The sequence below is a fragment of the Pseudomonas sp. 7-41 genome (assembly GCF_021233075.1).
In the GTDB taxonomy this organism is placed as follows: Bacteria; Pseudomonadota; Gammaproteobacteria; order Pseudomonadales; family Pseudomonadaceae; genus Aquipseudomonas; species Aquipseudomonas veronii.
The window spans coordinates 445,182-470,564 of sequence record NZ_CP089551.1 but is presented as its reverse complement, the minus strand read 5'-3'; the positions used below and the strand labels follow the sequence as shown (position 1 = coordinate 470,564).

The 25,383-nt window shown below is 62.1% G+C and carries 25 protein-coding genes; 9 read left to right on the top strand and 16 right to left on the bottom strand.

Annotated elements, in window-relative coordinates; genetic code table 11:
* Positions 1 to 18 precede the first annotated feature (18 nt).
* The 7 genes from LQ249_RS02055 (at position 19) to LQ249_RS02025 (ending at position 5,930) form a co-directional block, all read left to right on the top strand.
* The gene (locus tag LQ249_RS02055; RefSeq protein ID WP_057005860.1) at positions 19 to 1,212 is read left to right on the top strand and encodes an SfnB family sulfur acquisition oxidoreductase; all 1,194 of its coding nucleotides are present in this window, start codon (positions 19 to 21) and stop codon (positions 1,210 to 1,212) included.
* Positions 1,213 to 2,574, top strand: a complete 1,362-nt coding sequence (locus tag LQ249_RS02050) for an LLM class flavin-dependent oxidoreductase (protein WP_177030239.1) — start codon at positions 1,213 to 1,215, stop codon at positions 2,572 to 2,574.
* A 110-nt stretch (positions 2,575 to 2,684) separates the two neighbouring features.
* On the top strand, positions 2,685 to 3,494 hold the full coding sequence (locus tag LQ249_RS02045; protein WP_102617773.1) for a MetQ/NlpA family ABC transporter substrate-binding protein: 810 nt from the start codon (positions 2,685 to 2,687) through the stop codon (positions 3,492 to 3,494).
* 2 nt (positions 3,495 to 3,496) lie between these two features.
* Positions 3,497 to 4,612: a methionine ABC transporter ATP-binding protein gene (locus tag LQ249_RS02040; protein ID WP_232566155.1), complete on the top strand. Its 1,116-nt coding sequence runs from the start codon at positions 3,497 to 3,499 to the stop codon at positions 4,610 to 4,612.
* A complete protein-coding gene (locus LQ249_RS02035) occupies positions 4,602 to 5,246 on the top strand; it encodes a methionine ABC transporter permease (RefSeq protein ID WP_010214125.1) in 645 nt (214 codons plus the stop codon). Before LQ249_RS02040 ends, LQ249_RS02035 begins: the two co-directional genes overlap by 11 nt.
* 99 nt (positions 5,247 to 5,345) lie before the next feature.
* On the top strand, positions 5,346 to 5,543 hold the full coding sequence (locus tag LQ249_RS02030; RefSeq protein ID WP_232566154.1) for a hypothetical protein: 198 nt from the start codon (positions 5,346 to 5,348) through the stop codon (positions 5,541 to 5,543).
* 189 nt (positions 5,544 to 5,732) lie between these two features.
* Entirely contained in the window at positions 5,733 to 5,930 is a 198-nt protein-coding gene (locus LQ249_RS02025) for a hypothetical protein (protein WP_156180012.1), read from the top strand.
* Between the two features lie 92 nt (positions 5,931 to 6,022).
* On the opposite strand, the gene LQ249_RS31480 is transcribed toward LQ249_RS02025, so the two are convergent.
* Entirely contained in the window at positions 6,023 to 6,151 is a 129-nt protein-coding gene (locus tag LQ249_RS31480) for a hypothetical protein (protein WP_262376866.1), read from the bottom strand.
* A 409-nt stretch (positions 6,152 to 6,560) separates the two neighbouring features.
* Between LQ249_RS31480 and LQ249_RS02020 the strand changes: the two genes are divergently transcribed.
* A complete protein-coding gene (locus LQ249_RS02020) occupies positions 6,561 to 7,205 on the top strand; it encodes a class I SAM-dependent methyltransferase (RefSeq protein ID WP_232566153.1) in 645 nt (214 codons plus the stop codon).
* Here LQ249_RS02020 and LQ249_RS02015 read toward each other — a convergent pair.
* From LQ249_RS02015 to LQ249_RS01975, 9 genes are all read right to left on the bottom strand, one after another.
* Positions 7,191 to 8,507, bottom strand: coding sequence for an amidohydrolase family protein (locus LQ249_RS02015; protein ID WP_232566152.1), 1,317 nt, complete (start codon positions 8,505 to 8,507; stop codon positions 7,191 to 7,193). The genes LQ249_RS02020 and LQ249_RS02015 overlap by 15 nt on opposite strands.
* A gap of 153 nt (positions 8,508 to 8,660) precedes the next feature.
* A complete protein-coding gene (locus LQ249_RS02010) occupies positions 8,661 to 11,708 on the bottom strand; it encodes an efflux RND transporter permease subunit (RefSeq protein ID WP_232566151.1) in 3,048 nt (1,015 codons plus the stop codon).
* The gene (locus LQ249_RS02005) at positions 11,705 to 12,775 is read right to left on the bottom strand and encodes an efflux RND transporter periplasmic adaptor subunit (protein WP_232566150.1); all 1,071 of its coding nucleotides are present in this window, start codon (positions 12,773 to 12,775) and stop codon (positions 11,705 to 11,707) included. The genes LQ249_RS02010 and LQ249_RS02005 overlap by 4 nt, the downstream gene beginning before the upstream one ends.
* Complete coding sequence (locus tag LQ249_RS02000; protein WP_169881837.1) at positions 12,772 to 13,875, bottom strand: efflux RND transporter periplasmic adaptor subunit; 1,104 nt, start codon at positions 13,873 to 13,875, stop codon at positions 12,772 to 12,774. The genes LQ249_RS02005 and LQ249_RS02000 overlap by 4 nt, the downstream gene beginning before the upstream one ends.
* A gap of 579 nt (positions 13,876 to 14,454) precedes the next feature.
* Positions 14,455 to 15,237 carry a MetQ/NlpA family ABC transporter substrate-binding protein gene (locus LQ249_RS01995; RefSeq protein ID WP_046488782.1) on the bottom strand — a complete coding sequence of 261 codons (783 nt, stop codon included), beginning with the start codon at positions 15,235 to 15,237 and terminating at the stop codon, positions 14,455 to 14,457.
* A 131-nt stretch (positions 15,238 to 15,368) separates the two neighbouring features.
* Positions 15,369 to 16,289: a sigma 54-interacting transcriptional regulator gene (locus tag LQ249_RS01990; protein WP_232566149.1), complete on the bottom strand. Its 921-nt coding sequence runs from the start codon at positions 16,287 to 16,289 to the stop codon at positions 15,369 to 15,371.
* A gap of 49 nt (positions 16,290 to 16,338) precedes the next feature.
* Positions 16,339 to 16,920: an alpha/beta hydrolase gene (locus LQ249_RS01985; protein WP_017848603.1), complete on the bottom strand. Its 582-nt coding sequence runs from the start codon at positions 16,918 to 16,920 to the stop codon at positions 16,339 to 16,341.
* Between the two features lie 228 nt (positions 16,921 to 17,148).
* Entirely contained in the window at positions 17,149 to 17,514 is a 366-nt protein-coding gene (locus LQ249_RS01980; RefSeq protein WP_046385071.1) for a response regulator, read from the bottom strand.
* A gap of 38 nt (positions 17,515 to 17,552) precedes the next feature.
* Positions 17,553 to 18,239 carry a Crp/Fnr family transcriptional regulator gene (locus LQ249_RS01975; protein ID WP_232566148.1) on the bottom strand — a complete coding sequence of 229 codons (687 nt, stop codon included), beginning with the start codon at positions 18,237 to 18,239 and terminating at the stop codon, positions 17,553 to 17,555.
* Positions 18,240 to 18,322: 83 nt separating this feature from the next.
* Here LQ249_RS01975 and LQ249_RS01970 point away from each other — a divergent pair, with 83 nt between their 5' ends.
* Positions 18,323 to 18,850, top strand: coding sequence for an Mpo1 family 2-hydroxy fatty acid dioxygenase (locus LQ249_RS01970; protein ID WP_057005865.1), 528 nt, complete (start codon positions 18,323 to 18,325; stop codon positions 18,848 to 18,850).
* Positions 18,851 to 18,959: 109 nt separating this feature from the next.
* On the opposite strand, the gene LQ249_RS01965 is transcribed toward LQ249_RS01970, so the two are convergent.
* The 6 genes from LQ249_RS01965 to dibA form a co-directional block, all read right to left on the bottom strand.
* Positions 18,960 to 19,940: a sulfate/molybdate ABC transporter ATP-binding protein gene (locus tag LQ249_RS01965; RefSeq protein WP_017848607.1), complete on the bottom strand. Its 981-nt coding sequence runs from the start codon at positions 19,938 to 19,940 to the stop codon at positions 18,960 to 18,962.
* Positions 19,941 to 19,943: 3 nt separating this feature from the next.
* Positions 19,944 to 20,816, bottom strand: a complete 873-nt coding sequence (gene cysW / locus LQ249_RS01960) for a sulfate ABC transporter permease subunit CysW (protein ID WP_017848608.1) — start codon at positions 20,814 to 20,816, stop codon at positions 19,944 to 19,946.
* A gap of 13 nt (positions 20,817 to 20,829) precedes the next feature.
* The gene (gene cysT, locus LQ249_RS01955) at positions 20,830 to 21,648 is read right to left on the bottom strand and encodes a sulfate ABC transporter permease subunit CysT (RefSeq protein WP_017848609.1); all 819 of its coding nucleotides are present in this window, start codon (positions 21,646 to 21,648) and stop codon (positions 20,830 to 20,832) included.
* A gap of 168 nt (positions 21,649 to 21,816) precedes the next feature.
* Positions 21,817 to 22,827, bottom strand: a complete 1,011-nt coding sequence (locus LQ249_RS01950; protein WP_104904136.1) for a sulfate ABC transporter substrate-binding protein — start codon at positions 22,825 to 22,827, stop codon at positions 21,817 to 21,819.
* A gap of 177 nt (positions 22,828 to 23,004) precedes the next feature.
* Positions 23,005 to 23,187, bottom strand: a complete 183-nt coding sequence (gene oscA / locus LQ249_RS01945; protein WP_010565387.1) for a sulfur starvation response protein OscA — start codon at positions 23,185 to 23,187, stop codon at positions 23,005 to 23,007.
* A gap of 239 nt (positions 23,188 to 23,426) precedes the next feature.
* Entirely contained in the window at positions 23,427 to 25,340 is a 1,914-nt protein-coding gene (gene dibA, locus LQ249_RS01940; protein WP_046385074.1) for a phosphodiesterase DibA, read from the bottom strand.
* Between the last annotated feature and the right edge of the window lie 43 nt (positions 25,341 to 25,383).

Below are 25,383 nucleotides of genomic sequence, written 5' to 3'. Positions count from 1 at the left end.
CGCTTCTGGAGAACACCGATGACTTTATCTACCCACGTCGCGCTCATCACCAGCGACGAACAAGCCCTGATTGTCGCCAGCGACCTGGCTGAAGACCTGCGCCGTGACAGCGCCCAGCGCGACCGCGAGCGCCGCCTGCCGCTGCCCGAACTGGACGTATTTTCGCGCTCCGGCCTGTGGGGCATCAGCGTGCCGAAAGCCTACGGCGGCGCTGGCGTGTCCAACGTCACCCTGGCCAAGGTCATCGCGCTGATCGCCCAGGCCGACGCCTCGCTGGGCCAGATCCCGCAAAACCATTTCTACGCCCTCGAAGTGCTGCGCGTGAACGGCAGCCCCGCGCAGCAACAACGCCTGTACGCCGAGGTGCTGGCCGGCCAGCGCTTCGGCAACGCCCTGGCGGAACTGGGCACCAAGACCGCCCACGACCGCGTGACCCGCCTCACCCGCGACGGCGACGGTTTTCGGATCAACGGCCGCAAGTTCTACGCCACCGGCGCGATCTACGCGCAACGTATCCCGACCTCCGTGGTGGACGAAAACGGCATCCAGCACCTGGCCTTCGTGCCCCGCGACAGCGCGGGCCTGACGGTGATCGACGACTGGAGCGGCTTCGGCCAGCGCACCACCGGCAGCGGTTCGGTGGTGTTCGACAACGTGCGGGTCGCAGCGCACGACGTGCTCCCGTTCCAGAGCGCCTTCGAACGCCCGACCACCGTCGGCCCGCTGGCGCAGATCCTCCACGCCGCCATCGACACCGGCATCGCCCGCGCCGCCTTCGAGGACGCGCTGCACTTTGTACGCACCAAGACCCGCCCGTGGATCGACTCCGGCAGCGACAAGGCCAGCGAAGACCCACTGACGCTGAAGAGCTTCGGCCACTTGAGCATTCGCCTGCACGCCGCCGAAGCCTTGCTGGAGCGCGCGGGCGAGTTTCTCGACCGCGCCCAGGCCGACAGCCACGCCGAGACCGTGGCCGCCGCCTCGATCGCGGTCGCCGAAGCACGCGCCCTGAGTACCGAAATTTCCCTGGCGGCCGGCAGCACGCTGTTCGAACTGGCCGGCAGCCAGGCGACCCTGGCCGAGCACGGCCTCGATCGCCACTGGCGCAACGCCCGCGTGCATACCCTGCACGACCCGGTGCGCTGGAAGTACCACGCCGTGGGTAATTACTACCTCAACGATGAAAAACCGCCACTGCGGGGGACCATCTGAATGGCGAAGAAAAAAATCCTGCTCAATGCCTTCAACATGAACTGCATCGGGCATATCAATCACGGCTTGTGGACGCACCCGCGGGACACGTCCACCCAGTACAAAACCCTCGAGTATTGGACCGACCTGGCGCGAACCCTGGAGCGCGGGCTGTTCGACGGGTTGTTCATTGCCGATATCGTCGGCGTCTACGACGTGTACCAGGACGCCATCGACGTGCCGCTCAAAGAGTCGATCCAACTGCCGGTCAACGACCCGTTGCTGCTGCTCTCGGCCATGGCCGCCGTGACCCAACACCTCGGTTTCGGCCTGACCGCCAACCTGACCTACGAGCCGCCGTATCTGTTCGCCCGGCGCATGTCCACGCTCGACCACCTGAGCCGTGGTCGGGTCGGCTGGAACATCGTCACCGGCTACCTCGACAGCGCCGCCAAGGCCATGGGCCTGACCGAACAGGTCGAACATGATCGGCGATATGACCAGGCCGACGAGTATCTGCAGGTGCTGTACAAACTCTGGGAAGGCAGCTGGGAAGACGACGCCGTGCTCAACGATCCGCAGGCGCGGGTGTATGCGCAGCCGGGCAAGGTGCACAAAGTCGAGCACCACGGTGAGTTCTACCAGGTGGAGGGTTATCACCTGTGCGAACCGTCGCCGCAACGCACACCGCTGCTGTTCCAGGCTGGCACTTCGGCGCGTGGCCTGGTGTTCGCCGGACGGCATGCCGAGTGCGTGTTCATCAGCGGGCGGGACAAGGCCAGCACCCGGCTCCAGGTGGACAAGGTGCGCGCCAGCGCGGTGGCGGCCGGGCGCAACCCGCACGACATCAAGGTGTTCATGGGCCTCAACGTGATCGTTGGCGCCACTGAGGAACTGGCCTGGGCCAAGCATGCCGAGTACCTGAGCTATGCCAGCGCGGAAGCCGGCGTGGCGCATTTCTCGGCGTCCACGGCGATCGATTTTTCCCAGTACGCCCTCGACGAACCGATCCAGTACGTGAAGAGCAACGCGATCCAGTCCGCCACCCAGCACCTGCAGAACAACGATTGGACCCGCCGCAAATTACTCGAGCAGCACGCCCTCGGCGGGCGCTACATCACCGTGGTCGGTTCGCCCGAGCAAGTGGCGGACGAGCTGGAATCCTGGGTCGCTGAAACCGGGCTGGATGGCTTCAACCTCACACGCATCGTCACCCCGGAAAGCTATGTGGACTTCATCGACCTGGTGGTGCCGGAGTTGCAGCGGCGTGGGTCGTACAAGACCGCTTACGACACTGGAACGCTGCGGGAAAAAGTCTTCCACGGCGGCGCCCGCTTACCCGAACAACACACCGGCTCCACCTACCGCCACGGCCCCCTGTAGGAGCGAGCTCGCTCGCGAAGATCGTCAACGATAACGCGGGGCCTCTGATACCCCGCAGCGCCCTCAAGTTTTTCGCGAGCAAGCTCGCTCCTACACATTGGAAACTACCTATGAAAAAGACCCTGCTCTCTCACCCAGTCAAAGCCCTGGCCCTGGCCTTCGGGCTGTTCAGTTCGACGCTGTTCGCCGCCGACGCGCCGCTGAAAGTCGGCACCACCGCGGCCTTCGCGATTCCCCTGGAAGCCGCCGTGGCCGAGGCCGGCAAGCAAGGCTTGAACGTCGAACTGGTGGAATTCACCGACTGGATCGCGCCCAACGTCAGCCTGGCCGCCGGCGATATCGACGTGAACTACTTCCAGCACATCCCCTTCCTGGAAAACGCCAAGGCCGCCGCCGGGTTTGATCTGGTGCCGTATGCGCCGGGCATCATCAACAACGTCGGGCTGTATTCGAAAAAATACAAAAGCTTCAACGAGCTGCCCCAAGGCGCCAGCGTGGCGATTGCCAACGACCCGATCAACAGCGGGCGCGGCCTGCAACTGTTGGCCAAGGCGGGGCTGATCACGCTCAAGCCGGGCGTGGGTTACAAGGCCACCGAAGAAGACATCATCGCCAACCCGAAGCAGCTCAAGATCCTGCAAGTCGAGGCCGTGCAGTTGGTGCGCGCCTATGACGATGCGGATCTGGTGCAGGGTTATCCGGCGTATATCCGCCTGTCCAAGACCTTCGATGCCGAGTCGGCGCTGCTGTTCGACGGCCTCGACCACCCGGAATACGTGATCCAGTTCGTGATCCAGCCGAAAGCCAAAACCGACCCGCGGGTGATCAAGTTCGTCGACCTCTACCAGCACTCGCCGGTGGTGCGCGCCGCCCTGGATAAATCCCTCGGCAAGCTCTACCAAGTCGGCTGGGAAGGTTGAACATGAGGGCCGCCAACATCCAACTGCGCGACCTGGGCACACCACCCAGGAACGCCGAGCAGACTGAACTGCATCCGCACCTCAACCGCGCCCATGTGCGTTTTATCAACCTGGGCAAGACCTATGACGGCACGGTACACGCGCTGCAAGGCATCGACCTGGCGATCCAGCGCGGCGAAGTGTTCGGCATCATCGGCCGCAGCGGCGCCGGCAAGTCGTCGCTGATCCGCACCATCAACCGCCTGGAACAGCCCAGCAGCGGGCGCGTGCTGATCGATCAGGTCGACATCGGCGCGTTCGACGAAGACCGCCTGGTGGCGCTGCGGCGGCGCATCGGCATGATCTTCCAGCACTTCAACCTGATGTCGGCCAAGACCGTGTGGCAGAACGTCGAGTTGCCGCTCAAAGTCGCCGGCGTCCCCAAGTTGCAGCGCGAGCAGAAAGTGCGTGAACTGCTGGAGCTGGTGGGCCTGAAGGACAAGCACAAGGCCTACCCGGCGCAACTCTCCGGCGGGCAGAAACAGCGCGTGGGCATCGCCCGTTCGCTGGTCCACGACCCAGAGATTCTGCTGTGCGACGAGGCCACCTCGGCCCTCGACCCGGAGACCACCCAATCGATCCTCGGCCTGCTGCGCGAGATCAACCAACGGCTGGGCCTGACCATCGTGTTGATCACCCATGAGATGGCGGTGATTCGCGAGATCTGCGACCGCGTGGTGGTGCTCGAACACGGGCGCATCGTCGAGCAAGGCCCGGTGTGGGAAGTATTCGGCAACCCGCGGCACGAGGTCAGCCGAACCCTGCTGGCGCCGCTGCAACACGGCCTGTCGGAAGAACTGCAAAGCCGCCTGCAACCCACGCCGGCCTCGGCTGACGCCGCGCTGGTACTGCGCTTGCAGTTCACCGGCAGCGCCACCGATGAACCCGACCTGGCCGCGCTGTTCGGCGCCCTCGGCGGGCGCGTGCGCTTGCTGCAAGGCGGCGTGGAACGGATTCAGGGGCATGCCCTGGGGCAATTGCTGCTGGCGGTGAATGGCTCGCCCCATGACCCCGACACACTGCGCAGCCGCGCCGGGCATTGGGCACAACAGGTGGAGGTGCTGGGTTATGTGGTTTGATCGTTTAGTGCAGGGCGCCATCGACACGCTGTTGATGGTCGGCGTGTCGTCGCTGATCGCGTTGCTGGTGGGGATTCCGCTGGCGGTGTTCCTGGTCACCAGCGACAAGGGCGGCATCTACCAGGCTCCGGCGCTGAACCGGGTGCTGGGGGCGTTCGTCAATCTGTTCCGCTCGATTCCGTTTCTGATCCTGATGGTGGCGCTGATCCCGTTCACCCGGCTGATCGTCGGCACCACCTACGGCGTGTGGGCGGCGGTAGTGCCGCTGACCATCGCCGCGACGCCGTTCTTTGCGCGCATCGCCGAAGTGAGCCTGCGCGAAGTCGACCACGGCTTGATCGAAGCCGCACAAGCCATGGGCTGCCGGCGCTGGCACATCATCTGGCACGTACTGTTGCCCGAAGCGCTGCCGGGGATCGTCGGCGGGTTCACCATCACCCTGGTGACCATGATCAACTCCTCGGCCATGGCTGGGGCGATTGGTGCAGGTGGGTTGGGGGATATTGCCTACCGCTATGGTTATCAGCGCTTTGATACGCAGATCATGCTCACGGTGATTGTGCTGCTGGTGCTGCTGGTGGCGGTGATTCAGCTGGGCGGAGACCGCTTGGCGCGGGGGCTGAACAAGCGCTGAGCACTCGTTTGTACCTGTCAAGGTTGACAGTTGTTGGAGGGGGTTTTCGCGGGTTTAATCGGCTCGACACTGTCTGCGACGGATCAGGGAGCGAATACCATGTCCACTGTAACCACCTGCGCCAGGTGCGCCACGCTGGTGTTGGCGCTGGCCGCCGTCACGCTTGGCGATGCAGCGGCAATTCCGCTTCACGGGCAATATTCAACAACTACCGTTAACGACTCCTTCACGTTCAACAAAGGAGGGATCTTTAACTGGGGTAATAATGTGTTTATACAGAAGCTCCAATACAAATAGACACTGACTGACATGTAGTGTGAGTGGACTCCCCCCCCTTACTCATCACTGTGATTAATTCACAAAGCGCGGGGGCTGAACGAGCCCTGAGCACTCGTTTGGACCTGTCAAGCTTGACAGTTGTTGGAGGGGGTTTATGCAGCTTTAATCGGCTCGACACCGTCTGCGACGAATCAGGGAGCGAATACCATGTCTACTATAACCACCTGCGCCAGGTGCGCGACGCTGGTGTTGGCGCTGGCTGCCGTCACGCTTGGCGATGCAGCGGCAACTCCGCTTCACGGGCAATATTCAACAACTACCGTTAACAACTCCTTCGCATTCAACAAAGGAACGATCTTTAACTGGAAAGCTAGCACTTTCTATAGATCGCTTGTCCAATACTGACGTTACTTCAGGGCACGCCTTTACGCGCATGAACCATATCGCCACGGGCCTCGACGGTCACGGCCTGGTAATACAAGCCCCCTCCCACATTTTCAACTGCCCTGCTTCGGTTCGCGAATCTTGTACCAAGCCACATGCAGCGTCAGCAGCATGGCGATGATGACCCCGTCAATCATCGCGTAGGCCATCGTTGGGTCGGGATCGGTTGGCGCGCTGAGCACTCGTTTGGACCTGTAAAGGTTGACAGTTGTTGGAGGGGGTTTACGCGGGTTTAATTGGCTCGACACTGTCTGCGACGAATCAAGGAGCGAATACCATGTCTACTATAACCACCTGCGCCAGGTGCGCGACGCTGGTGTTGGCGCTGGCCGCCGTCACGCTTGGCGATGCAGCGGCAACTCCGCTTCACCGGCAAAATTCAACAACTATCGTTAACAACATCCCCCAACCCAAATACAGTTACATCTTGATGTCCTCTTTACGGAGTCTACAAATCCTATCCAATGAGTCGTACTACTCCGTAAATTTCACTGATTAATTCAAGCGCAGTCATCAAATGAAGAGCCGTCTCAGGGGGCAGTCAACTGGACATGGGATATAGTCAGCACTTCACCTCCAAAGCGCCTCCCCATGAAACTCGCCCCCGACGACCTCAACCAGATCACCGTCACTACCCTCGACCACTACAACAGCGTGGCCGAGGACTTCCGTGAAGGCACCCGCGATCACGATGTGAGCCAGAACATCGACGCGCTGCTGCGGCATATCCAGGGCGCGGCGCCGTTTACCGTGCTGGACTTCGGCTGCGGGCCGGGGCGGGATTTGCAGACCTTTACGCGCATGGGCCACATCGCCGTGGGCCTCGACGGCTCCGAGCGCTTTGCGCAGATGGCGCGCGAAGACAGCGGCTGCGAGGTGCTGCAGCAGGACTTCCTGAAGCTGGACCTACCCAACGCACGCTTCGACGGGATCTTTGCCAATGCGGTGCTGTTTCACATTCCCAGGCAGGAACTGCCGCGTGTGCTCAAGCAGCTGCATGGCGCGCTGAAACCGGGCGGGGTGTTGTTCAGTTCCAACCCACGCGGTGACAACCGCGAAGGCTGGAATGGGCCGCGCTACGGTGCCTATCACGACCTCACGGCCTGGCAAGCCCTGCTGACTGCCGCCGGGTTTGTGGAGTTGGAGCATTACTATCGCCCCGCCGGCCTGCCCCGGGAACAGCAACCCTGGCTGGCCAGCGTGTGGCGCAAGCCGGCCGCTTCATCGGGCCAATGACACGCCATCCACGAATACTTCCCGGATATCCTTCACGCCCGCGGCAAACACCAGCGCGGCGTAAGGTTCCTGCCAGGGCGTGAAAGCCCGTGGGTCCAACAGGAGCATGTCTGCACGCTTGCCCACCTTGAGACTCCCCACCTGCGAATCAATACCGAGCACCTCGGCACTGCCCAGGGTGTGCAAGCGCAGCACTTCATAGGCTTGCATCGCCGCCGCACGTTGTTGCCTGGCGCGCACTTGATACAAGCCCATACGCATGTTTTCAAATGGGTCGGCCCGGTCGGCGCTGGCCTCGCCATCCACGCCCATGCCGACTTTCATGCCCGCCGCTCGATAGGCCAACACATCCGCCATTCCCGATCCCAGCCGCCCATTGGACATTGGATTCCAGGTCATACCCACCCCCGCCCGCACCGCCATGGCGGTCAGCTCGGGCGTGGAATGAATGAAATGACCGAAGATCAAGTGCGGCCCGGCGATACCGGCCTGCTCGAGCAACGGATAGCGGGCGCGCTCTCCCGCTGAGTCCACCACAGACTCCAGGTAATGCTGCTGGTTGCCCAGGAAAAACTCACGCATCAAGTCGCCCTCGACCTGTGCCTGACCCGGCGTCGCGCTGACATATCCGGCGGCGCCCGCCAACATCGTGCCCAGGTAACGCCCCGACTCGGGCTGAGCACTGGCCCACGTCAGAAAGGCCGCCGTGCGCTCACGCGCCATTGCCGGCGTCCAGCTTTCATTGACTGTACGCACATTGAGGCCATGCACCACGCGTAAGCCGGCATCCAGCGCGCCGCGTAATTGCTGGCGATCGACTTCGCCGCTGCGATCGGCGCCGGTGTAGGTGAAATTGAACACGCTGGTTATACCGTTCTGCAGGTGCTGTGTGGCACCGCGCCGGGTCAACTGGTAAAGCTGCGCAGCGTCCAACTTTGGCGCCTCCACGCCATAGAGCCGGTCAATCCAGCCTTCAAGATTATCGTTGGCGGCAATACCGTAGAATCCGCTTTGCCACAGGTGACTATGGGCCGACACAAATCCCGGCAACAACCACTGCCCCTGTGCATCGAGCCGGCGTTGTACCACCAGGCCAGCAGGCGGTTTGCCGGCGGCCAGCTCGCTGATGACACCCTTGTGGTCAACCAGCAAATAGCCCTTCACCGGTTCGCGCTGGCCCTGTTCAAGGGTGAGGATATAAGCGTTTTCGACCAGCAACCGTGGGTCACTTTGTCGAGGCTGATGCTGACACGCGATGACAATCAGTAGACTCAGGGCAAGTACCGCAGATCTGAGAAACATAGCGCTCTCTCCTGTCGTGGTCGACACTCCAAGCCATGAGTGTCGACGCATACTGCATTAGTGTTCCGCCTTCCTTTAAAACGCGGTAATGCTGTATCCGACAAGGGTGGCACGGTGAATCCTAGCTGAGCGCGAGCGTTCTTGTGAGGCGCGTTATTCGCTCTTCGGCTCGCGAATCTTGTACCAGGCCACATACAGCGCCGGCAGGAACAATAGCGTCAGCAGCGTGGCAATGATGATCCCGCCGATCATCGCGTAGGCCATCGGCCCCCAGAACACTTCCCGCGCAATCGGGATCATGCCCAGGCTCGCCGCAGCCGCCGTCAGCAGGATCGGCCGGCGCCGGTGTTCGGTGGCTTGCACCACCGCATCCCACGGCGTGTAGCCGGCCAGTTCATATTCCTCGATTTGCGTCACCAGGATCACCGAGTTGCGGATGATGATGCCGATCAGCGCCAGAATGCCAAGGATCGCCACGAAGCCCATGGGCGTGCCGGTGGGGACCAGCGCCAGCACCACGCCGATCAGCCCCAGCGGCGCGACGCTGGCCACCAGGAACATCTTCTGCACGCTGTGCAGCTGGATCATCAGGAAGGTCGCCATCAAAAACAGCATCAACGGCACCACGCTGGCAATCGGGCCCTGGGCCTTGCCGCTTTCTTCCACGGTGCCGCCGGTGGCGACCTTGTAGCCCACCGGCAGGCCGGCGTTGAACGCATCGATCTCAGGCTTGAGCTGCTTGACCAGATCGGTCGGCTGCATCGCGTCGCGCACCGCCACCTTGAGGGTGATCGTCGGCTTGCGGTCGCGGCGCCACACCAGCGGCTGTTCCAGCTCATAACGCACGGTGGCGAAGGCCAGCAGCGGAATCGAGACGCCGTTGGGCGTGACGATCTGCAGGTTCTGCAAGGTTTCCGGCGTGCCGCGCTCGGCATCTTCGGCGCGGCCGACCACGTCGATCAGGTAGATATCGTCATGCACCTGAGTCACCGACGCGCCGCTGACCACGCTGTTCATCAACTGCGCCACGTCTTCGGAAGACAAGCCCAACTGCCGCGCCTTGTCCTGGGCAATCTCGATGCGCAGGACTTTGCCCGGTTCGTTCCAGTCGTAAATGATCTCGCCCAGGTGGCGGTTCTTGTCCAGCAAGGTCGCCAGTTCGATGGCGTGCTTGCGCACCTGGTCAGTGTCTTTGCCAGAAACGCGGTACTGGATCGGCCGCCCCACCGGCGGGCCCATCTCCAGCGGCTGCACAAAGCTGCCGACGCCGACGAAATCCTCACGCAGGCGTTTTTGCAGGCGCGCGATCAACTCGCCGCGCGCCTTCAGGCCCTTGCTGACGATTACCAACTGCGCGTAGTAGGGGTTTTCCAGTTGTTGGTCGAGAGGCAGGTAGAAACGGATCGCGCCCTGGCCGATGTAAGTGCTCCAGCGCTCGATATCCGGGTCGTCCTTGATGATCGCTTCGAGGCGGTCGACGGCTTTGCGGGTTTCGTTGATCGAGGCGTTTTGCGGCAGGTTGAGGTCGACGAGGATCTCCGGGCGGTCCGACGACGGGAAGAACTGGTTCTGCACAAACTGCATGGAAAACACCGACGCCGCGAACAGCGCCACGGTGATGCCGATGGCCCACCAGCGGTTGCGCATGGCCCACAGCATGCCGCCATTGAAAGCGCGGCCGATGCGCCCCGGTTCGGCACTGTGGGGTTTCACGTTGGCGCTGAGGATATGCACGCCGATCACCGGCGCAAACAGCACCGCCACCACCCACGACACCAGCATCGCCACGGCAATCACCGCGAACAGGGTGAAGGTGTACTCGCCCGCCGAACTGGCGTTGAGGCCGATCGGCACAAACCCGGCCACGGTCACCAGGGTGCCGGTGAGCATCGGGAACGCGGTGGAGGTGTAGGCGTAGGTCGCCGCCTGCGCCTTGGTTTCGCCTTTTTCCAGGCGCGTGATCATCATCTCCACGGTGATCATCGCGTCGTCCACCAGCAAGCCGAGCGCGATGATCAGCGCCCCCAAGGACACGCGCTGCATGGTGATGCCGGTGTATTCCATGAACACGAACACCAGCGCCAGTACCAGCGGGATCGAGCACGCCACCACCAGCCCGGCACGCAGGCCGAGGCTGATAAAGCTCACCACCAGCACGATGATCACCGCTTCGAACAGCGCGCTGGTGAAGCCGCCGACGGCCTCTTGCACCACTTCCGCCTGGTCGGAGACCTTGTAGACGCCGACCCCCACCGGCAGGTCGGCGGTCAGTTCGTCCATGCGCGTGTGCAGGGCCTCGCCGAACGACTGGATATTGCCGCCCTTCTGCATCGCGATCGCCAAACCGATCGCCGGCTTGCCGTTGAAACGGAACATTGGCGTCGCCGGGTCAACGTAGCCACGGCTGATGTCGGCGACGTCCGCCAGGCGATAGAAGCGGTCGTTGAGGCGCAGGTTGACGTTGGCCAGGTCTTTTTCCGAGGCGAACTGCCCGGACGTCCGCACGGAAATGCGCTCCGGCCCGGCTTCGATCACCCCGGCCGGGGTCACTGCGTTCTGCGCCTGCAGGCTCTGCACCACCTGGCGTTGGTCGATCCCCAGGGCCGCGAGTTTGCGCGTGGAGAAATTCAGGTAAATCACTTCGTCCTGCTGGCCGATCAGCTCGACCTTGCCCAGGCCCGGCACCGCACGGATCTCGGCGCGCGCCTGCTCCACGTAGTCGCGCAGCTGGCGCATCGACAGGCCGTCGCCGGTAAAGGCGTACACCGAGCCGAACACGTCACCGAACTCATCGTTGAACGACGGCCCCTGCAAGCCCTGGGGGAAGCTGCCGCGAATATCGTCGATCTTCTTGCGCACCTGGTACCAGATCTCGGGGATCGCCTTGGCGCTGGTGGTGTCCTTGAGGTACACGAACACCGTGGACTCACCGGGCCGGGTGTAGCTGTTCACGTAGTCGAGGGCGTCGAGTTCCTCGAGTTTTTTCTCGATGCGGTCGGTCACCTGTTTGAGCGTTTCTTCCTGGGTCGCGCCCGGCCAGCGGGTCTGGATCACCATGGTTTTGATGGTGAACGAAGGGTCTTCCTCGCGGCCCAGGTTCTTGTAGGAAAACACGCCCATCAGCAGCGCGACGAACATCAGGTACCAGACGAAGGACTGATGCTTGAGGGCCCATTCGGATAAGTTGAAACTCCCTTTCATCGCGGGCTGTCCTCGTCGATCTTGACTGTTTGCCCCGGTTGCAGGCTGTTCACACCGGCGACGATGATGCGCTCACCGGGCTTGACCCCACCGTTGAGCAAAACGCTGTCGGCGTCACGACTGAGCACCGTGACTTCACGCGGCTGCACGGTCCGGCTTTGGGTGTCCAGCAACCAGATCCGCGTTTTGCCGCCGATTTGCTGCAAGGCGCTCAACGGCAGTTCGATGCGCGGTGGGATGGCCGAGCTCAAGGTCACGCTGATCGCCGTACCCAGCAGAAAAGCCGCCGGCGTGTCGGCCAGGGTCAGGCGCGCGCGACGGGTGCGCGTGGCGCTCTGGGCCTGGGGTTCGATTTCGCGCACGGTGGCGGTGGTGTTCACGCTGGGGTCGAGTTGCCCGGCGACGAGGAACACCACATCGGGCGGCAGACGCTCGGCGAGGCCGGCGGGCAGGTCGATCACCGCCTCCTTGATGTCCGGGCGCGCCAGGGTCACCACTTGCTGGCCCGCGCTGACCACCTGGCCGGCCTCGGCGTTCCAGGCGGTAACGATGCCGCCATGGTCGGTACGCAATCGGGCGTAGTTGAGCTGGTCCTTGGCCTGGTTGACCGAGGCCTGCGCCTGGTCGAGGCTGGCCTGGGTGGTTTTCAGGTCGGTCTGGGCCACGTCCAACTGGGCCTGGGCGCCGACGCCACGGTTGAACAACGCCTGCTGGCGACGGGCGCTGGCCTGGGCGTTGACGAACTGCGCCTGCACGCGGGCGAGGTCACCTTGGACCGCGCGCAGTTGGTTCTGCTGGTCGGTGGGGTCGAGTACGGCAAGTACCGCGCCCTTCTCCACCTCGGCGCCGACATCCACAGTGCGGTGGGCGATGCGCCCGGGCACGCGGAACCCCAGGTTGCTTTCGTAGCGCGCCTGGATGGTGCCGGCGAAACGGCCGAGGGTTTCCTGGTCTTCGGCTTTCACTTCCATGGACAACACCGGGCGCACGGGCTCGGGTGGCGGGTCGTTCTTGGAGCAGGCCAGCAGCAACAGGCTGGCGGCGAGCAGGCCGGTCAGGCGCATCATGGTTGCACTCCTTGGGCCTGGGCCGAGTCGGGCGGCTGGGCGACTTCGACGCGCATGCCGGGGTGCAGCAATTGCCCGCCGGCCACCACGACTTTTTCACCGCCCTGCAGACCGTCGCTGATGATCACCTTGCCGGTGAGGTAACGCGCCACACTGACCTTGCGCAGCTGCGCCAGGCCGTCGCCATCCACCAGCCACACGGCGGGGTCGCTGAGGTCTTTGGTCAGCGCCGACCATGGCAGCTCGATGCTGGGCTTGGCCGGGCCGTTGGCGGTAGCGCTGACCACCGAGCCCAGATGCATGCCCGCGGGCAGGGCCTCCAGAGCGATTTTGACTTGCACCGTGCCGGTATTGGCAGCGACGGCCGGGGTAACTTCGCGGACGTGGCCCTGGACCTTGATACTGGGGTTATCCAACAGGCTCACCGTGATCGGCGCATCGGCCGGCGGTTCCACCAGCAACGACTCGTACACGTCGAATACCGCGTCGCGCTCGCCCTCGCGGGCCAGGCTGAAGATCGGCACGGTGGCCTGCACCACCTGGCCCACTTCAGCCTGGCGCGCAGTAATCACCCCGGGGGCCTCGGCGAACAGCGCGGTGTAGCCCAGTTGCTCGCGGGCATTGGCCAGTTGCGCCTGGGCGGCGGCCAGGGCGCTTTGGCTGCTGCGCAACGCCGCCTGGGCGGTGTCGTATTCGCTGCGGCTGGTGTAGCCCTTGGGCAGGAGTTTTTCCTGGCGCACGAACGCGGCGGCGGTCTGCTTGACCCGCGCCTGCTCGGCCACGACCTGGGCCTGGGCGGAGTCGACATTGCTCTGCAAGTCCTTGGGGTCGAGCTTGGCCAGCACTTGCTTGGCGCTGACATGGTCGCCCACATCGACCATGCGCTGAATGATCTTGCCCCCCACGCGAAAGGACAGATCGGTTTGCACCCGCGCCTGGATATCGCCGGTCAGCGTGACGGCCACTGCGTAGTCAGTCGGCTGCACGGTCTGCACGAACACCCGCGCATGCTGCTTGGGCTCGGCTTTTTCCTGGCCGCAGCCGCTCAGCAGCGCCAACAGGCCAAGTGCGAAAATAACTGTCGAAGGGTGACCGCCCATGCAGGCTCCTTTACGTGATGCCAACTTGCCGGAGTGTAGGCGACTGCGACCTTATAGCAGGGTTCCATGTGCATGGATGGCGCCCAACGCCAATGGTTCCGAAGCTAAACGAACGCCCACGCTCAAGACGCCGGATCGCCCGGCCTTTATTGGCATAAACCGTCGATTTTTGATACCGAAATATCACATTGATATCGCCCAACACGATAGCTACCAGATTCGCGGGGTTGGCGAGTGACGGCTATGGTTGTGGGGTCTGTGATTCGAGGGAATGAACAATGAACGAAGCGAAACCGATTGATCCGCAGGAGCTGGTGAAATGGTTGGTGGCATTGCGCAGGGCGATCAACGCCCGAGTGCGGTGAAACGCTGAAAATCCACGGTGAGATAAAAATCAAATGTGGGAGGGGGCTTGCCCCCGATAGCGGTATGACAGTCACCGATGCATTGACTGAACCACTGCTATCGGGGGCAAGCCCCCTCCCACAATTCTGAGCGCATTCCAAATTCCACCCATAAAAAAACGCCGACGCTATGCAAGCCGTCGGCGTTTAAACCTTGAAAGGTTTTACCGCTCGATCAGAACGCCGGCACAACCGCGCCGTTGTATTTCTTCTCGATGAACGCTTTGACTTCCGGGCTGGTCAGGGCCTTGGCCAGTTTCTGGATAGCAGCACTGTCCTTGTTGTCCGGGCGCGCCACCAGGAAGTTCACATACGGCGATTTGGCGTCTTCGATGATCAACGCGTCCCTGGCCGGGTTGAGGCCGGCTTCCAGGGCGTAGTTGGTGTTGATCAGGTCCAGGTCAACCTGGTCCAGCACACGTGGCAGCAGGGCTGATTCCAGCTCTTTGAACTTCAGGTTCTTCGGGTTGCTGGCAATGTCTTTTGGCGTCGCCAGCGCATTGGTCGGGTCTTTCAGGGTGATCACACCGGCCTTCTGCAGCAGCAACAGGGCACGGCCGCTGTTGGAGCCTTCGTTCGGAATGGCCACGGTGGCGCCATCTTTGAGCTCCGAGATGTTTTTGATTTTCTTCGAGTAACCGCCGAAGGGTTCAACGTGTACGCCCACCACGGTGACCAGGTTGGTGCCTTTACCTTTGTTGAAGTTTTCCAGGTACGGCAGGGTTTGGAAGTAGTTGGCGTCCAGACGCTTCTCGGCCACCTGCACGTTGGGCTGTACGTAGTCGGTGAAGACTTTGATTTCCAGATCCACGCCTTCTTTGGCGAGGGTCGGCTTGACCAGTTCGAGGATCTCGGCGTGCGGGACCGGGGTAGCGGCCACTATCAGCTTTTCGTTGGCCTGGGCGAAGCCCGCAGTCAGGGCAGCCGCCAGTGCGGTAAACAACAGAACCTTTTTCATGAGTGTCCTTATCGACATTCCGGGGCGTCTCTGACGACCGTATTGGGGTGGAGTGCCAGCGAAGTGCTATCGCGGCGTGAGAGTGACAATACCTAGATTTTTTATTCCCGAACAATACCTTTTATTCAGGTTTATATTCCATTTTGTTCATGTAGGAATTTGCGCAAGGTTTCCCGTTCGGCCGCACTGGCGCTTTCGAATATCCGCTGCACCTGCTCCAGCGGCGAACCGGCGGTCGGCAGGTTCAAATGCTCCGGCAAGATTTCGTCGCCGCTGCTGACCAGCAAGGCAAAGTGGATGACGTTCTCCAGCTCGCGGGTATTGCCCGGCCAGCTGTGGTGTTCCAGCACGCGCTGGGCCGCGTCGCTGATCAGCGGCACCGGCAGGTCCAGGCGCTGGCTGTAGATGCCGAGGAAGTATTCGGCCAGGGACAGGATGTCGCCGACCCGCTCGCGCAAGGCCGGCAGGTCCAGTTGGCCTTCGCTGAGGTAATGGAACAGGCGCTCATTGAACTTGCCTGCGGCCACGGCCTGGGCCAGGTCGATGCTGGTCGCCGCCACCAGGCGCACGTCCACCGGGCTTGGTTGCTGCGCGCCGACGCGGGTGACTTCGTGGTTTTCCAGGGCGGCGAGCAATTTGACCTGGATCGGCAACGGCAAGTCGCCGATCTCATCCAGGTACAAGGTGCCGCCGTTGGCCGAGCCGAACCAGCCGGCCCGGCTGCTCGCCGCGCCACTGTGGGCGCCGGCGGCGTAGCCGAACAGCTCGGCATCGGCATAGGTCGGGCTGATCGCGCCGCAATTGACCGAGACAAACAGCCCGGCGCGGTCGCTGCCCCGATGGATATGCCGCGCCAGCAACTCTTTGCCGCTGCCGGTCTCGCCACGGATCAACACCGGCAAGGCGCGGGGCGCGAGGTGTTCCAGCGCTTCGCGCAGTTGCCGCGAACGCGGGTCGACGAACACCAGTGCCTTGGCGCGGATGCTCAGCGGGCTTTTTTCGGCGTCGGGGAAGGTCAGCAGCGGCTGACCGAAGGTTTCATGCAGACTCATGGCAGGCTCCCGCCCCCAATCCGCTCAGGGACGGGGCGTTGAAAAAGGTTCAGGCCGTGCGCCGGGCGTGATGCTCCAGGCGGCTTTGCAGGCGATAGAGATACGCGAAACCCTGCTCCCAGCGCTGGTGGCCGGACTTCACATTGATATGCCCGGCACCGGACAAAATGCCGGCTTCAGCACCCCAGTCGCGCGCCAGCTCCATGGCCCTGGGGGCGCTGACGGCACTGTCGTTGTCGGAGCTGACCACCTGGCTGGGAAACGGCAGCAGGTCGCGTGGAATCGGCGCGAAGTTACGCAGCGCGGGGGCACAGGCCGGGCGTTCGACATCCGCCGGCGCCACCAGCAACGCCCCGCGCACCTGCCGCAAAAATTGCAGCGGTGCAGTGGCAGCCCAGTGGGCCACGGTGATGCAGCCCAGGCTATGGGCGATCAGAATCACTGGCGTGCTGTCGGCGGCGATCGCCTCGGCCAGCGCGGCCACCCAGTCTTCGCGACGCGGCGTCAGCCAATCGGCCTGCTCCACCCGGGCGCTGTTGGGCAGGCTGTTCTGCCAATGCGTTTGCCAATGATCTTCTGGCGATCCTTGCCAGCCCGGCACGATCAGGTAACGAATCGATTCGCTGTGCATGGGTGTGCCCTCCTGCAGCGTTTAACGTTGCTGGACAGTATAGGGACGGGGTTTATATTCGTTAAGGAATAAGAAGCTATTTATTAATAACTAAAAAATCAAACTATGGGAGGGGCGGTGTATCAGCTAGCGCATTCATCAATTGATCCACCGTCATCGGGGCAAGCTCCCTCCCACATTTAACAGCCGGGCTTGCCCGCGATCGCGAGAGCCCAGGCCACACATCTATCAGCGCCCGCGATCGCGACGCAGTAGTTTTTTCACGCGCATGACCAGCGCCTTGTCTTCAAACGGCTTGAGTAAATAATCATCCTCATGCAATTCCAAGTCGCGCAGACGGTCTTCGATCCCACCCGGGCTGGTCAGAAACAACACCGGCGTCTCGCCCTTGTGCCGAATCGCCTGCTGCAGTGTCCAGGCATTCAGCCCCGGCAGCATCACGTCCAGAATCACCAGGTCGTACTCGTTGCCCTCGACAAGCCGCTGGGCGGCCATGCCGTTGGCCGCGACTTCCACGGAATAACCGGCCTCGTTCAAACCCTGGGCCATCCGCTGTGCTTCTTCGGATTCATGTTCCACTAACAGCACGCGCATAACACACCTCGATTGATCAGACCTGCAGGCTAACACCCTCAGGTGTGCGCCGCCTCACGCAGGCGCTGTGCATCGAGGATTTCGATCTCGCCATAGCCCAGGCGCACGATGCCCTGGGCTTGCAGGTCCTTGAGCAAGGCGTTGGTGGTCTGGCGCGACAGGCTCAACATCGCCGCCAGGTCTTCCTGGGGTAACTGCAGCCGGCGTTTTGAGGGCTCGATGTCGCCGTACCCTTCAATGATCATCAACAAACGATGGGCCAGCCGCACCGAGGCGGGCATCAGGCTGAGCTGTTCGAGGCCGATGAAACTCAGGCGCAACTTTTGGCTCATCAACAAGGCCAAGTCGCGCCAGTACTGCGGGGTTTCATCGAGAATGTCGAGCAATGCCTGCTGGGGCACCTGCAACAGCTTGCACGGCCCGACCGCACAGGCGTCGTGGGTGCGCGGCAGGCCGTCGAACAGGCAGATTTCACCGAACCAGTAGGGCGACTCCACCAGGCTGAGCAGCGCTTCCTTGCCCTGCTCGTTCACCGCGCTGATCCGCAAACTGCCGTCGAGCACCGCATACAAGCCGCAGGGCTGGTCACCGCGCTTGAACAGGTATTGCCCCGCCGTCAGCAGCCGCAGCCGCGCGTGGGCCAGCAGACTATGCTGAAAAGCGCCGGGCAAGTGGCTGAACCAGTGCCCGGCAGCCAGCCGGCGTCGCCATTGCTCTGCGTTCATGAGAACTCCGAAGATTGTCGCCCAACTGACAGTTAGGCGAAGGCTGACAGGGCATGATCAAACATCCTACAGGAGGAATAACAATGAAAAGCCTCGTCGACCACCTCAGTCAATACGCCGCCTACCACCGCGACCCGCGCAATATCGCCAGCCACTTTATCGGCATCCCGCTGATCGTGGTCGCCGTCGCCGTGTTGCTTTCACGCCCGGAGTGGCCGCTGGCCGGGCTCTGGCTGTCGCCGGCGCTGATCGTTGCGCTGCTTGCGGCGTGGTTCTACCTGCGCCTGGAACTCGCGCTGGGCGTGCTGATGAGCGTGCTGATGGGCTTGTCGGTGTGGGCCGGGCATGTACTGGCGGCGCAAAGCACGCCGGTCTGGCTCAGCGGCGGTATCGGTATGTTCGTGGTGGGTTGGGTGATTCAGTTTGTCGGGCATTACTACGAAGGCAAGAAGCCGGCATTTGTGGATGATGTGTCGGGGCTGATCGTCGGGCCGTTGTTTGTGGTGGCGGAGTTGGCGTTTTTGCTGGGGTTGCGGCACGAGCTCAAAGAGCAGATTGAACGCCGCTCCGGGCCAGTCGCTCGCCGCGATCTAAAGCCGAGAGAAGTCTGAATGTGGGAGGGGGCTTGCCCCCGATTGCAGTGGGTCAGTCACTGAAGATATTGACTGATACACCGCTATCGGGGGCAAGCCCCCTCCCACATTGGGTGTTGTAGTGTCCTTAGGCTTTTTGCCAGACCTTGGGTTTGAAGAACAAGGTCTCGCCCCGGGCCAGGCCGATCAGGCTGTCGTGGTCTTTCACCACTTCGGCTTCGATCAGTTCGCTCTGGCCTTCGACTTTCAACGTCACCCGCGTGGTCGCCCCCAGCGGCCGGATATCGCGCACTTCGGCGGCATGGTGGTCTTCCAGTTCATGGCGCGACAGCGACACTTCGTGAGGGCGGAACAGCACGTGTTGGTCGCCCCCCAGGTGCAGGCGGTTGGAGTCGCCGAGGAAGTGGTAGACGAAATCGCTGGCCGGGTTTTCGTAGACGTCGCCCGGTGAGCCGATCTGCTCGATCACGCCCTTGTTCATCACCACGATACGGTCGGCAACTTCCATCGCCTCTTCCTGGTCGTGGGTCACGAACACCGAGGTCAGGTTGATATCTTCGTGCAGGCGCGCCAGCCAGCGGCGCAGCTCTTTGCGCACCTTGGCGTCGAGGGCGCCGAAGGGTTCGTCGAGCAGCAGCACTTTGGGCTCCACCGCCAGAGCGCGGGCCAGGGCGATGCGCTGGCGTTGGCCGCCGGAGAGTTGTTCCGGGTAGCGGTCGGACAGCCAGTCCAGTTGCACCATGTTCAACAGTTCGTGGACTTTGACCGCGATCTGGCTTTCGTTCGGGCGCTGGTTTTTCGGCTTCATGCGCAGGCCGAAGGCGACGTTATCGAACACGGTCATGTGGCGGAACAGCGCGTAGTGCTGGAACACAAACCCGACGTTGCGATCACGCACGTCGTGGCCGGAGACGTCTTCACCGTGGAACACGATGCTGCCGGTATCCGGGGTTTCGAGACCGGCGATGATGCGCAGCAAGGTGGTCTTGCCGCAGCCGGAGGGCCCCAGCAACGCCACCAGCTCGCCACTCTGGATGTCCAGGTTGATGCTGTTCAGGGCCTTGAAGGCGTTGAAGTTCTTGCTGACATTACGGACTTCGATGGACATGGATTATTCCTCAGCCGCAGCTGCGCGCAGGCGGTTGATACGGTTCTCGCTCCACTGCTTGAGCAGCAGGATGAAGAGCGCCAGGATCAGCAACAGACTCGCCACCGCAAACGCGGCGACGTGGTTGTATTCGTTGTAGAGAATCTCGACGTGCAGCGGCAACGTGTTGGTCACGCCGCGAATGTGGCCGGACACCACCGACACCGCGCCGAACTCACCCATCGCCCGCGCGGTACACAGCACCACGCCGTAGATCAGGCCCCATTTGATATTCGGCACGGTGACATGCCAGAACATCTGCCAGCCATTGGCGCCAAGCAGCCGCGCGGCTTCTTCTTCCTGGGTGCCTTGTTCCTGCATCAGCGGGATCAGCTCCCGGGCCACGAACGGCACGGTGACGAAGATGGTCGCCAGCACGATGCCCGGCAAGGCGAACACGATCTGGATGTCATGCGCCTGCAGCCACGGGCCAAAGAAGCCCTGGGCGCCGAACATCAGCACATAGACCAGGCCCGCGATCACCGGCGACACCGAGAACGGCAGGTCGATCAGCGTCACCAGGATGCTCTTGCCACGGAACGAGTACTTGCTCACGCACCATGCGGCGCTGACGCCGAACACCACGTTGAGCGGCACCGAGATCAGCACGGCGACCACCGTGAGCTTGAGCGCCGACAGCGCATCGGGCTCGAGGATCGCGGTGAAGAACGCGCCGAGGCCATTCTTCAAGCCCTGGGACACCACGATAAACAGCGGCAGCACCAGGAACAGGAAGAACACCAGCCAGCCCAGGCTGATCAGGATGCGCCGCGACAACGCACTGCCACGCCGGGCAGCGTTGGCCGAGGACGCGGCGGAGATAGACGATTGGGACATGTTCCGCGCCTCCTTATGGGTGTTCGATGCGCCGCTGCAGCAAGTTGATCAGCAGCAGCAACACGAAGGAAACCACCAGCATCAGCACACCGATGGAGGTGGCGCCGTGGTAGTCGTACTGGTCGAGCTTGACCATGATCAGCAGCGGCAGGATCTCGGTCTTCATCGGCATGTTGCCGGCGATGAAGATCACCGAACCGTACTCACCGACGCCACGGGCAAACGCCAGGGCGAAGCCGGTCAGCCAGGCAGGCAGCAACGCGGGCACGAGGATGTAGCGGAACACCTGCAACGGCTTGGCGCCCAGGCAGGCGGCGGCTTCTTCGATTTCCCGGGGGATATCGGCGAGGACCGGCTGCACCGTGCGGACCACGAACGGCAACGTGACGAAGGTCAGCGCCAGGGTGATGCCCAAGGGGCTGTAGGCGATCTTGAAGCCCAGGTCGGCAGCGAACTGGCCGACCAGGCCAGTCGGGGTGTACAGCGCGGTCAGCGCGATACCGGCGACGGCCGTGGGCAGGGCGAACGGCAGGTCGATCATCGCATCGATGATCTTGCGCCCGGGGAAGGTGTAGCGCACCAGCACCCAGGCCAGCAGCGTGCCGATCAGGCCATTGATCAGCGCGGCGTACAGCGCGGTGCTGAAGCTCAACTTCAATGCCGCCAGCACACGCGGTGCGGTGATGATGTTCCAGAACTGATCCCAGGTAAGTTGAGCGGCGTGTACAAACATCGCCGCGAGGGGGATGAGTACGATCAGGCTGAGGTACACCACGGTGTAGCCCAGCGTCAGCCCGAAGCCGGGTATGACGGGGGAAATACGACGCGACATAAAAGTCCTTGGTTAGCAGGTCTGACACACAAAACCCGCAGGTGAATGCGTGCTCTGTAGGAGCGGGCTTGCCCGCGAAAAACGTCAACGATAACGCGCACATTCTGGGTGCACGCGGTGCCTGGACCTTCTTCGCGAGCAAGCTCGCGCCTACAGAGGGCGGTGTTTTTATTGCGCCGAGTAGATCTGGTCGAACACGCCACCGTCGTTAAAGAATTTCGGCTGCGCAGTTTTCCAGCCGCCGAAGTCTTTGTCGATAGTCACCAAATCCAGCTTCGGGAACTGCTGGGCGTATTTGGCGGCGATTTTCTCATCGCGTGGGCGGTAGAAGTTCTTCGCCGCAATCTCCTGACCAGCCGGGCTGTACAGGTGCTTGAGGTACTCGGTAGCGATCTCGGTGTTGCCCTTTTTCTCGGCGTTCTTGTCGACCACGGCCACAGGCGGCTCGGCGAGGATCGACAGGGACGGTACGACGATGTCGAACTTGTCGGCGCCGCCGTTTTCTTTCAATGCCAGGAACGCCTCGTTTTCCCAGGCCAGCAACACGTCACCCTGACCGTTGTTGACGAAGGTGATGGTCGAACCGCGCGCCCCGGTGTCGAGGACCGGTACGTGCTTGAACAGCTCTTTGACGTATTCCTGCGCCTTGGCTTCGCTGCCACCGGCTTTCAGGCCATAGGCCCAGGCGGCGAGGAAGTTCCAGCGCGCACCGCCGGAGGTTTTCGGGTTCGGGGTGATGACCGACACGTCTTTCTTGATCAGGTCGCCCCAGTCCTTGATGCCTTTGGGGTTGCCCTTGCGCACCAGGAACACGATGGTCGAGGTGTACGGGGTGCTCGCATCCGGCAGGCGGGTCTGCCAGTTTTCCGGCAGGGTCTTGCCCAACTTGGCGATTTCGTCGATATCACCGGCCAGGGCCAGGGTCACGACGTCGGCACGCAGGCCGTCGATCACCGCACGGCCCTGTTTGCCCGAGCCGCCGTGGGATTGCTGGATCTTGACGCTATCGCCGGGGTGGGACTGTTTCCAGTAGCTGGTGAACTCAGCGTTGTAGTCCTGGTACAGCTCACGGGTCGGGTCATACGAGACGTTGAGCAACTCGTAGTCCTTGGCAACGGCAGACCCGGCAAACACGGCGCTGGCCAAGGCAGCCAGGGCGTAACGGCGAATCGACGACATAGAAAGCTCCTGAAATTCCGGGGTGTTGGCTGACGACTGCAGGAGCGAGCTGGCTCGCGAAAAACGTCAACGATAACGCTGCGCATCAGGTGCAACGCGTTGCCTTCAAGCTTTTCGCGAGCAAGCTCGCGCCTACAGGGGCATTTTTTATAGTGATGGGTCTATCGCCGCTCTTGCTCAGGCCGGTTTGTTACCCGGGTTCTGCAGGCGGAATTTTTCTTTGCGTTCGATCTGTACCACTTGAGCGTTGTGTACAGTGATTTCCACCGCGCCAAAGCGCAGATCGCGCAACGCGCTCTGGATCTCACGCAAAATGGCTGCTTCGTCCTGGCCGTCGACGCTACGTAGAGATGCGCTCATGGTCTCGCTCCTGAAATGAAAAGTGCCGCGCAGTGGCGGCACTGCTTGCGGCGTGAGGGCGATAGTAGATAAGCGCGGATATTCTTAAAAATACTATTTAAGAATGTTTATATAACCAGAAAGAATTTTCTGGCCGGACGTGGGGTTACGACGGCGTTTTGTGGCCAAGTGCCAAAATCGAGCCTGGCGAATATCCAATTGTGGGAGGGGGCTTGCTCCCTCCCACAGTTGACTGCATTTCAACTCTGGATGGCGGGTGCCCGGTCCCAGTCGATTTCACACGCTGGCATCGGGCGGCCAAACCAATAGCCCTGGCCCATGTCGCAGTTTTGCTCCAGCAGGAACCGCGCCTGTTCCACCTGTTCGATCCCTTCGGCGTGTACCTGCATGCCCATGCTTTTCGCCAGGGCGATCACCACGCGCACGATGGCGGCGTCGTCTTCATCCCACGGCACCCCGGCGACAAAGCCCTGGTCGATCTTGAGCTTCTGCACCGGCAGGCGCTTGAGGCGCAGCAGCGACGAATAGCCGGTGCCAAAGTCATCAATGGCCAGGCGCAGGCCCAGCTCGCGCAGGCGGTGCAGTTGTTCCAGGGCCACTTCGGGGTCTTCCATCACCGCGCTTTCGGTAACTTCCAGCTCCAGGTAAGCCGGGTCCAGGCCAGTGTCGTGCAGCACCTTGGCGACTTGCTCATACAACTCGCGTCGCGCAAACAAGCGACTGGACACGTTGATCGCGATAAACCTCAACGGCGCGCCGTCCTCCAGCCACTGGCACATCTGGGCGCAAGCCTCGTGCATGACCCAGGCGTCGATATCGGCAATCAACCCGGTGCGTTCGGCGATGGGGATGAACTCGACCGGCGGCACCAGGCCGCGCTCCGGGTGTTGCCAGCGCACCAGGGCTTCTACGCCGATCAGGCGGCTGGTGTGCAGGTCGTGAACCGGCTGGTAGTAGACACGCAGCTCCTGCTGGTCGAGGGCGCGGCGCAGTTCGCCGGCAATTTCCACGCGGTTCTGCGCGTGGGCAGTCAACTCTTCGGTGTACAACGCGTAGCCTTCACGGCCGACGCTCTTGGCCTTGAACAACGCGGAATCGGCGTTACGCAACAACTGCTGGGCACTCAGCGCGTCGCTGGGAAACAGGCTGATGCCAACGCTCGCACTGATAAACAACTGGTGGCCGTCGAAATTGAACGGGAGTTTCATCGCATCGAGCATGCGTTGCGCGAGCGCGGCAGCCTGCACCACCTGTGGACAGTTTTCCGCCAACACTGCGAATTCGTCCCCGCCCAGCCGCGCCAGCGTCACGCCGGTGCCGAATTGGCTTCTCAGGCGTTCACCGACCAATTTGAGCAACTGGTCGCCGACGTTATGGCCCAGGCTGTCGTTGATGATCTTGAAGTGGTCCAGGTCGAGCAGCAGCAACGCACAACCGCGTTTATGCACTTGCGCCGAAGCCAGGGCCTGTTCGGCGCGGTCGGTGAACAGCAGGCGGTTGGGCAGGTCGGTCAGCGGGTCGTGGTGCGCGAGGTGCGCCAGTTCGTGCTCGGAATCCTTGATGGCGCTGATATCGGAAAACACCGCGACGTAATGGCTGACATGGCCGAGGTCGTCGTGAATCACCCGGATGGTTTGCCACTGTGGATAAATCTCGCCGCTTTTGCGCCGGTTCCAGATTTCCCCGCTCCACTCGCCGGTTTGTTCCAGGGCCAGGAACATCTGCTGGTAAAAACTCGACGAATGGCGGCCTGACTTGAACAAGCTGGGTTGCTCGCCCATGACATCTTCGCGCCGATAGCCGGTGATCGCCATAAAGGCCCGGTTCACATGGACGATCTGCCCCTTGGCATCGGTGACCAGCACCCCTTCACGGGTGCAATCGAACACGGCAGCGGCCTGGCGCAGGCGCTCGCGGCTCTCTTTGAGCGGTTGCTGCAATTCGTTGACGCGCGCAAAGCGCGCGCACATCAGGTAAATCACCAGGGCGCTGAGGGCCACCCACACATAGCCGCGCAGCTGCAGCCACTGATTTAACTCAACCGGGTCATCGAGGAACTTGATCAATACCCGGTGAGTAAGCACAACCCACAGCAGCGAAACCAGCAGATATACCAACCCCGCACGCCGGGCACCTCGGTATGAGAACAACATATGGCCAGTAATCCTTACTAAAAAGCTAGATTCGCCCTACAAA

Bases quoted from the DNA above. Each gene is read 5' to 3' on its own strand.
- cysW (WP_017848608.1), bottom strand. From the start codon at position 20,816: ATGTCCCAATCGTCTATCTCCGCCGCGTCCTCGGCCAACGCTGCCCGG.
- LQ249_RS02050 (WP_177030239.1), top strand. From the start codon at position 1,213: ATGGCGAAGAAAAAAATCCTGCTCAATGCCTTCAACATGAACTGCATC.
- LQ249_RS02025 (WP_156180012.1), top strand. From the start codon at position 5,733: ATGTCTACTATAACCACCTGCGCCAGGTGCGCGACGCTGGTGTTGGCG.
- LQ249_RS01990 (WP_232566149.1), bottom strand. From the start codon at position 16,289: ATGAGTCTGCATGAAACCTTCGGTCAGCCGCTGCTGACCTTCCCCGAC.
- LQ249_RS02005 (WP_232566150.1), bottom strand. From the start codon at position 12,775: ATGATGCGCCTGACCGGCCTGCTCGCCGCCAGCCTGTTGCTGCTGGCC.
- LQ249_RS01995 (WP_046488782.1), bottom strand. From the start codon at position 15,237: ATGAAAAAGGTTCTGTTGTTTACCGCACTGGCGGCTGCCCTGACTGCG.
- LQ249_RS02055 (WP_057005860.1), top strand. From the start codon at position 19: ATGACTTTATCTACCCACGTCGCGCTCATCACCAGCGACGAACAAGCC.
- LQ249_RS02045 (WP_102617773.1), top strand. From the start codon at position 2,685: ATGAAAAAGACCCTGCTCTCTCACCCAGTCAAAGCCCTGGCCCTGGCC.
- cysT (WP_017848609.1), bottom strand. From the start codon at position 21,648: ATGTCGCGTCGTATTTCCCCCGTCATACCCGGCTTCGGGCTGACGCTG.
- LQ249_RS02030 (WP_232566154.1), top strand. From the start codon at position 5,346: ATGTCCACTGTAACCACCTGCGCCAGGTGCGCCACGCTGGTGTTGGCG.
- LQ249_RS01985 (WP_017848603.1), bottom strand. From the start codon at position 16,920: ATGCACAGCGAATCGATTCGTTACCTGATCGTGCCGGGCTGGCAAGGA.
- LQ249_RS01980 (WP_046385071.1), bottom strand. From the start codon at position 17,514: ATGCGCGTGCTGTTAGTGGAACATGAATCCGAAGAAGCACAGCGGATG.
- oscA (WP_010565387.1), bottom strand. From the start codon at position 23,187: ATGAGCGCATCTCTACGTAGCGTCGACGGCCAGGACGAAGCAGCCATT.
- LQ249_RS02035 (WP_010214125.1), top strand. From the start codon at position 4,602: ATGTGGTTTGATCGTTTAGTGCAGGGCGCCATCGACACGCTGTTGATG.
- LQ249_RS02010 (WP_232566151.1), bottom strand. From the start codon at position 11,708: ATGAAAGGGAGTTTCAACTTATCCGAATGGGCCCTCAAGCATCAGTCC.
- LQ249_RS01950 (WP_104904136.1), bottom strand. From the start codon at position 22,827: ATGTCGTCGATTCGCCGTTACGCCCTGGCTGCCTTGGCCAGCGCCGTG.
- LQ249_RS01975 (WP_232566148.1), bottom strand. From the start codon at position 18,239: ATGAACGCAGAGCAATGGCGACGCCGGCTGGCTGCCGGGCACTGGTTC.
- LQ249_RS02000 (WP_169881837.1), bottom strand. From the start codon at position 13,875: ATGGGCGGTCACCCTTCGACAGTTATTTTCGCACTTGGCCTGTTGGCG.
- LQ249_RS02020 (WP_232566153.1), top strand. From the start codon at position 6,561: ATGAAACTCGCCCCCGACGACCTCAACCAGATCACCGTCACTACCCTC.
- LQ249_RS01970 (WP_057005865.1), top strand. From the start codon at position 18,323: ATGAAAAGCCTCGTCGACCACCTCAGTCAATACGCCGCCTACCACCGC.
- LQ249_RS02040 (WP_232566155.1), top strand. From the start codon at position 3,497: ATGAGGGCCGCCAACATCCAACTGCGCGACCTGGGCACACCACCCAGG.
- LQ249_RS01965 (WP_017848607.1), bottom strand. From the start codon at position 19,940: ATGTCCATCGAAGTCCGTAATGTCAGCAAGAACTTCAACGCCTTCAAG.
- dibA (WP_046385074.1), bottom strand. From the start codon at position 25,340: ATGTTGTTCTCATACCGAGGTGCCCGGCGTGCGGGGTTGGTATATCTG.
- LQ249_RS02015 (WP_232566152.1), bottom strand. From the start codon at position 8,507: ATGTTTCTCAGATCTGCGGTACTTGCCCTGAGTCTACTGATTGTCATC.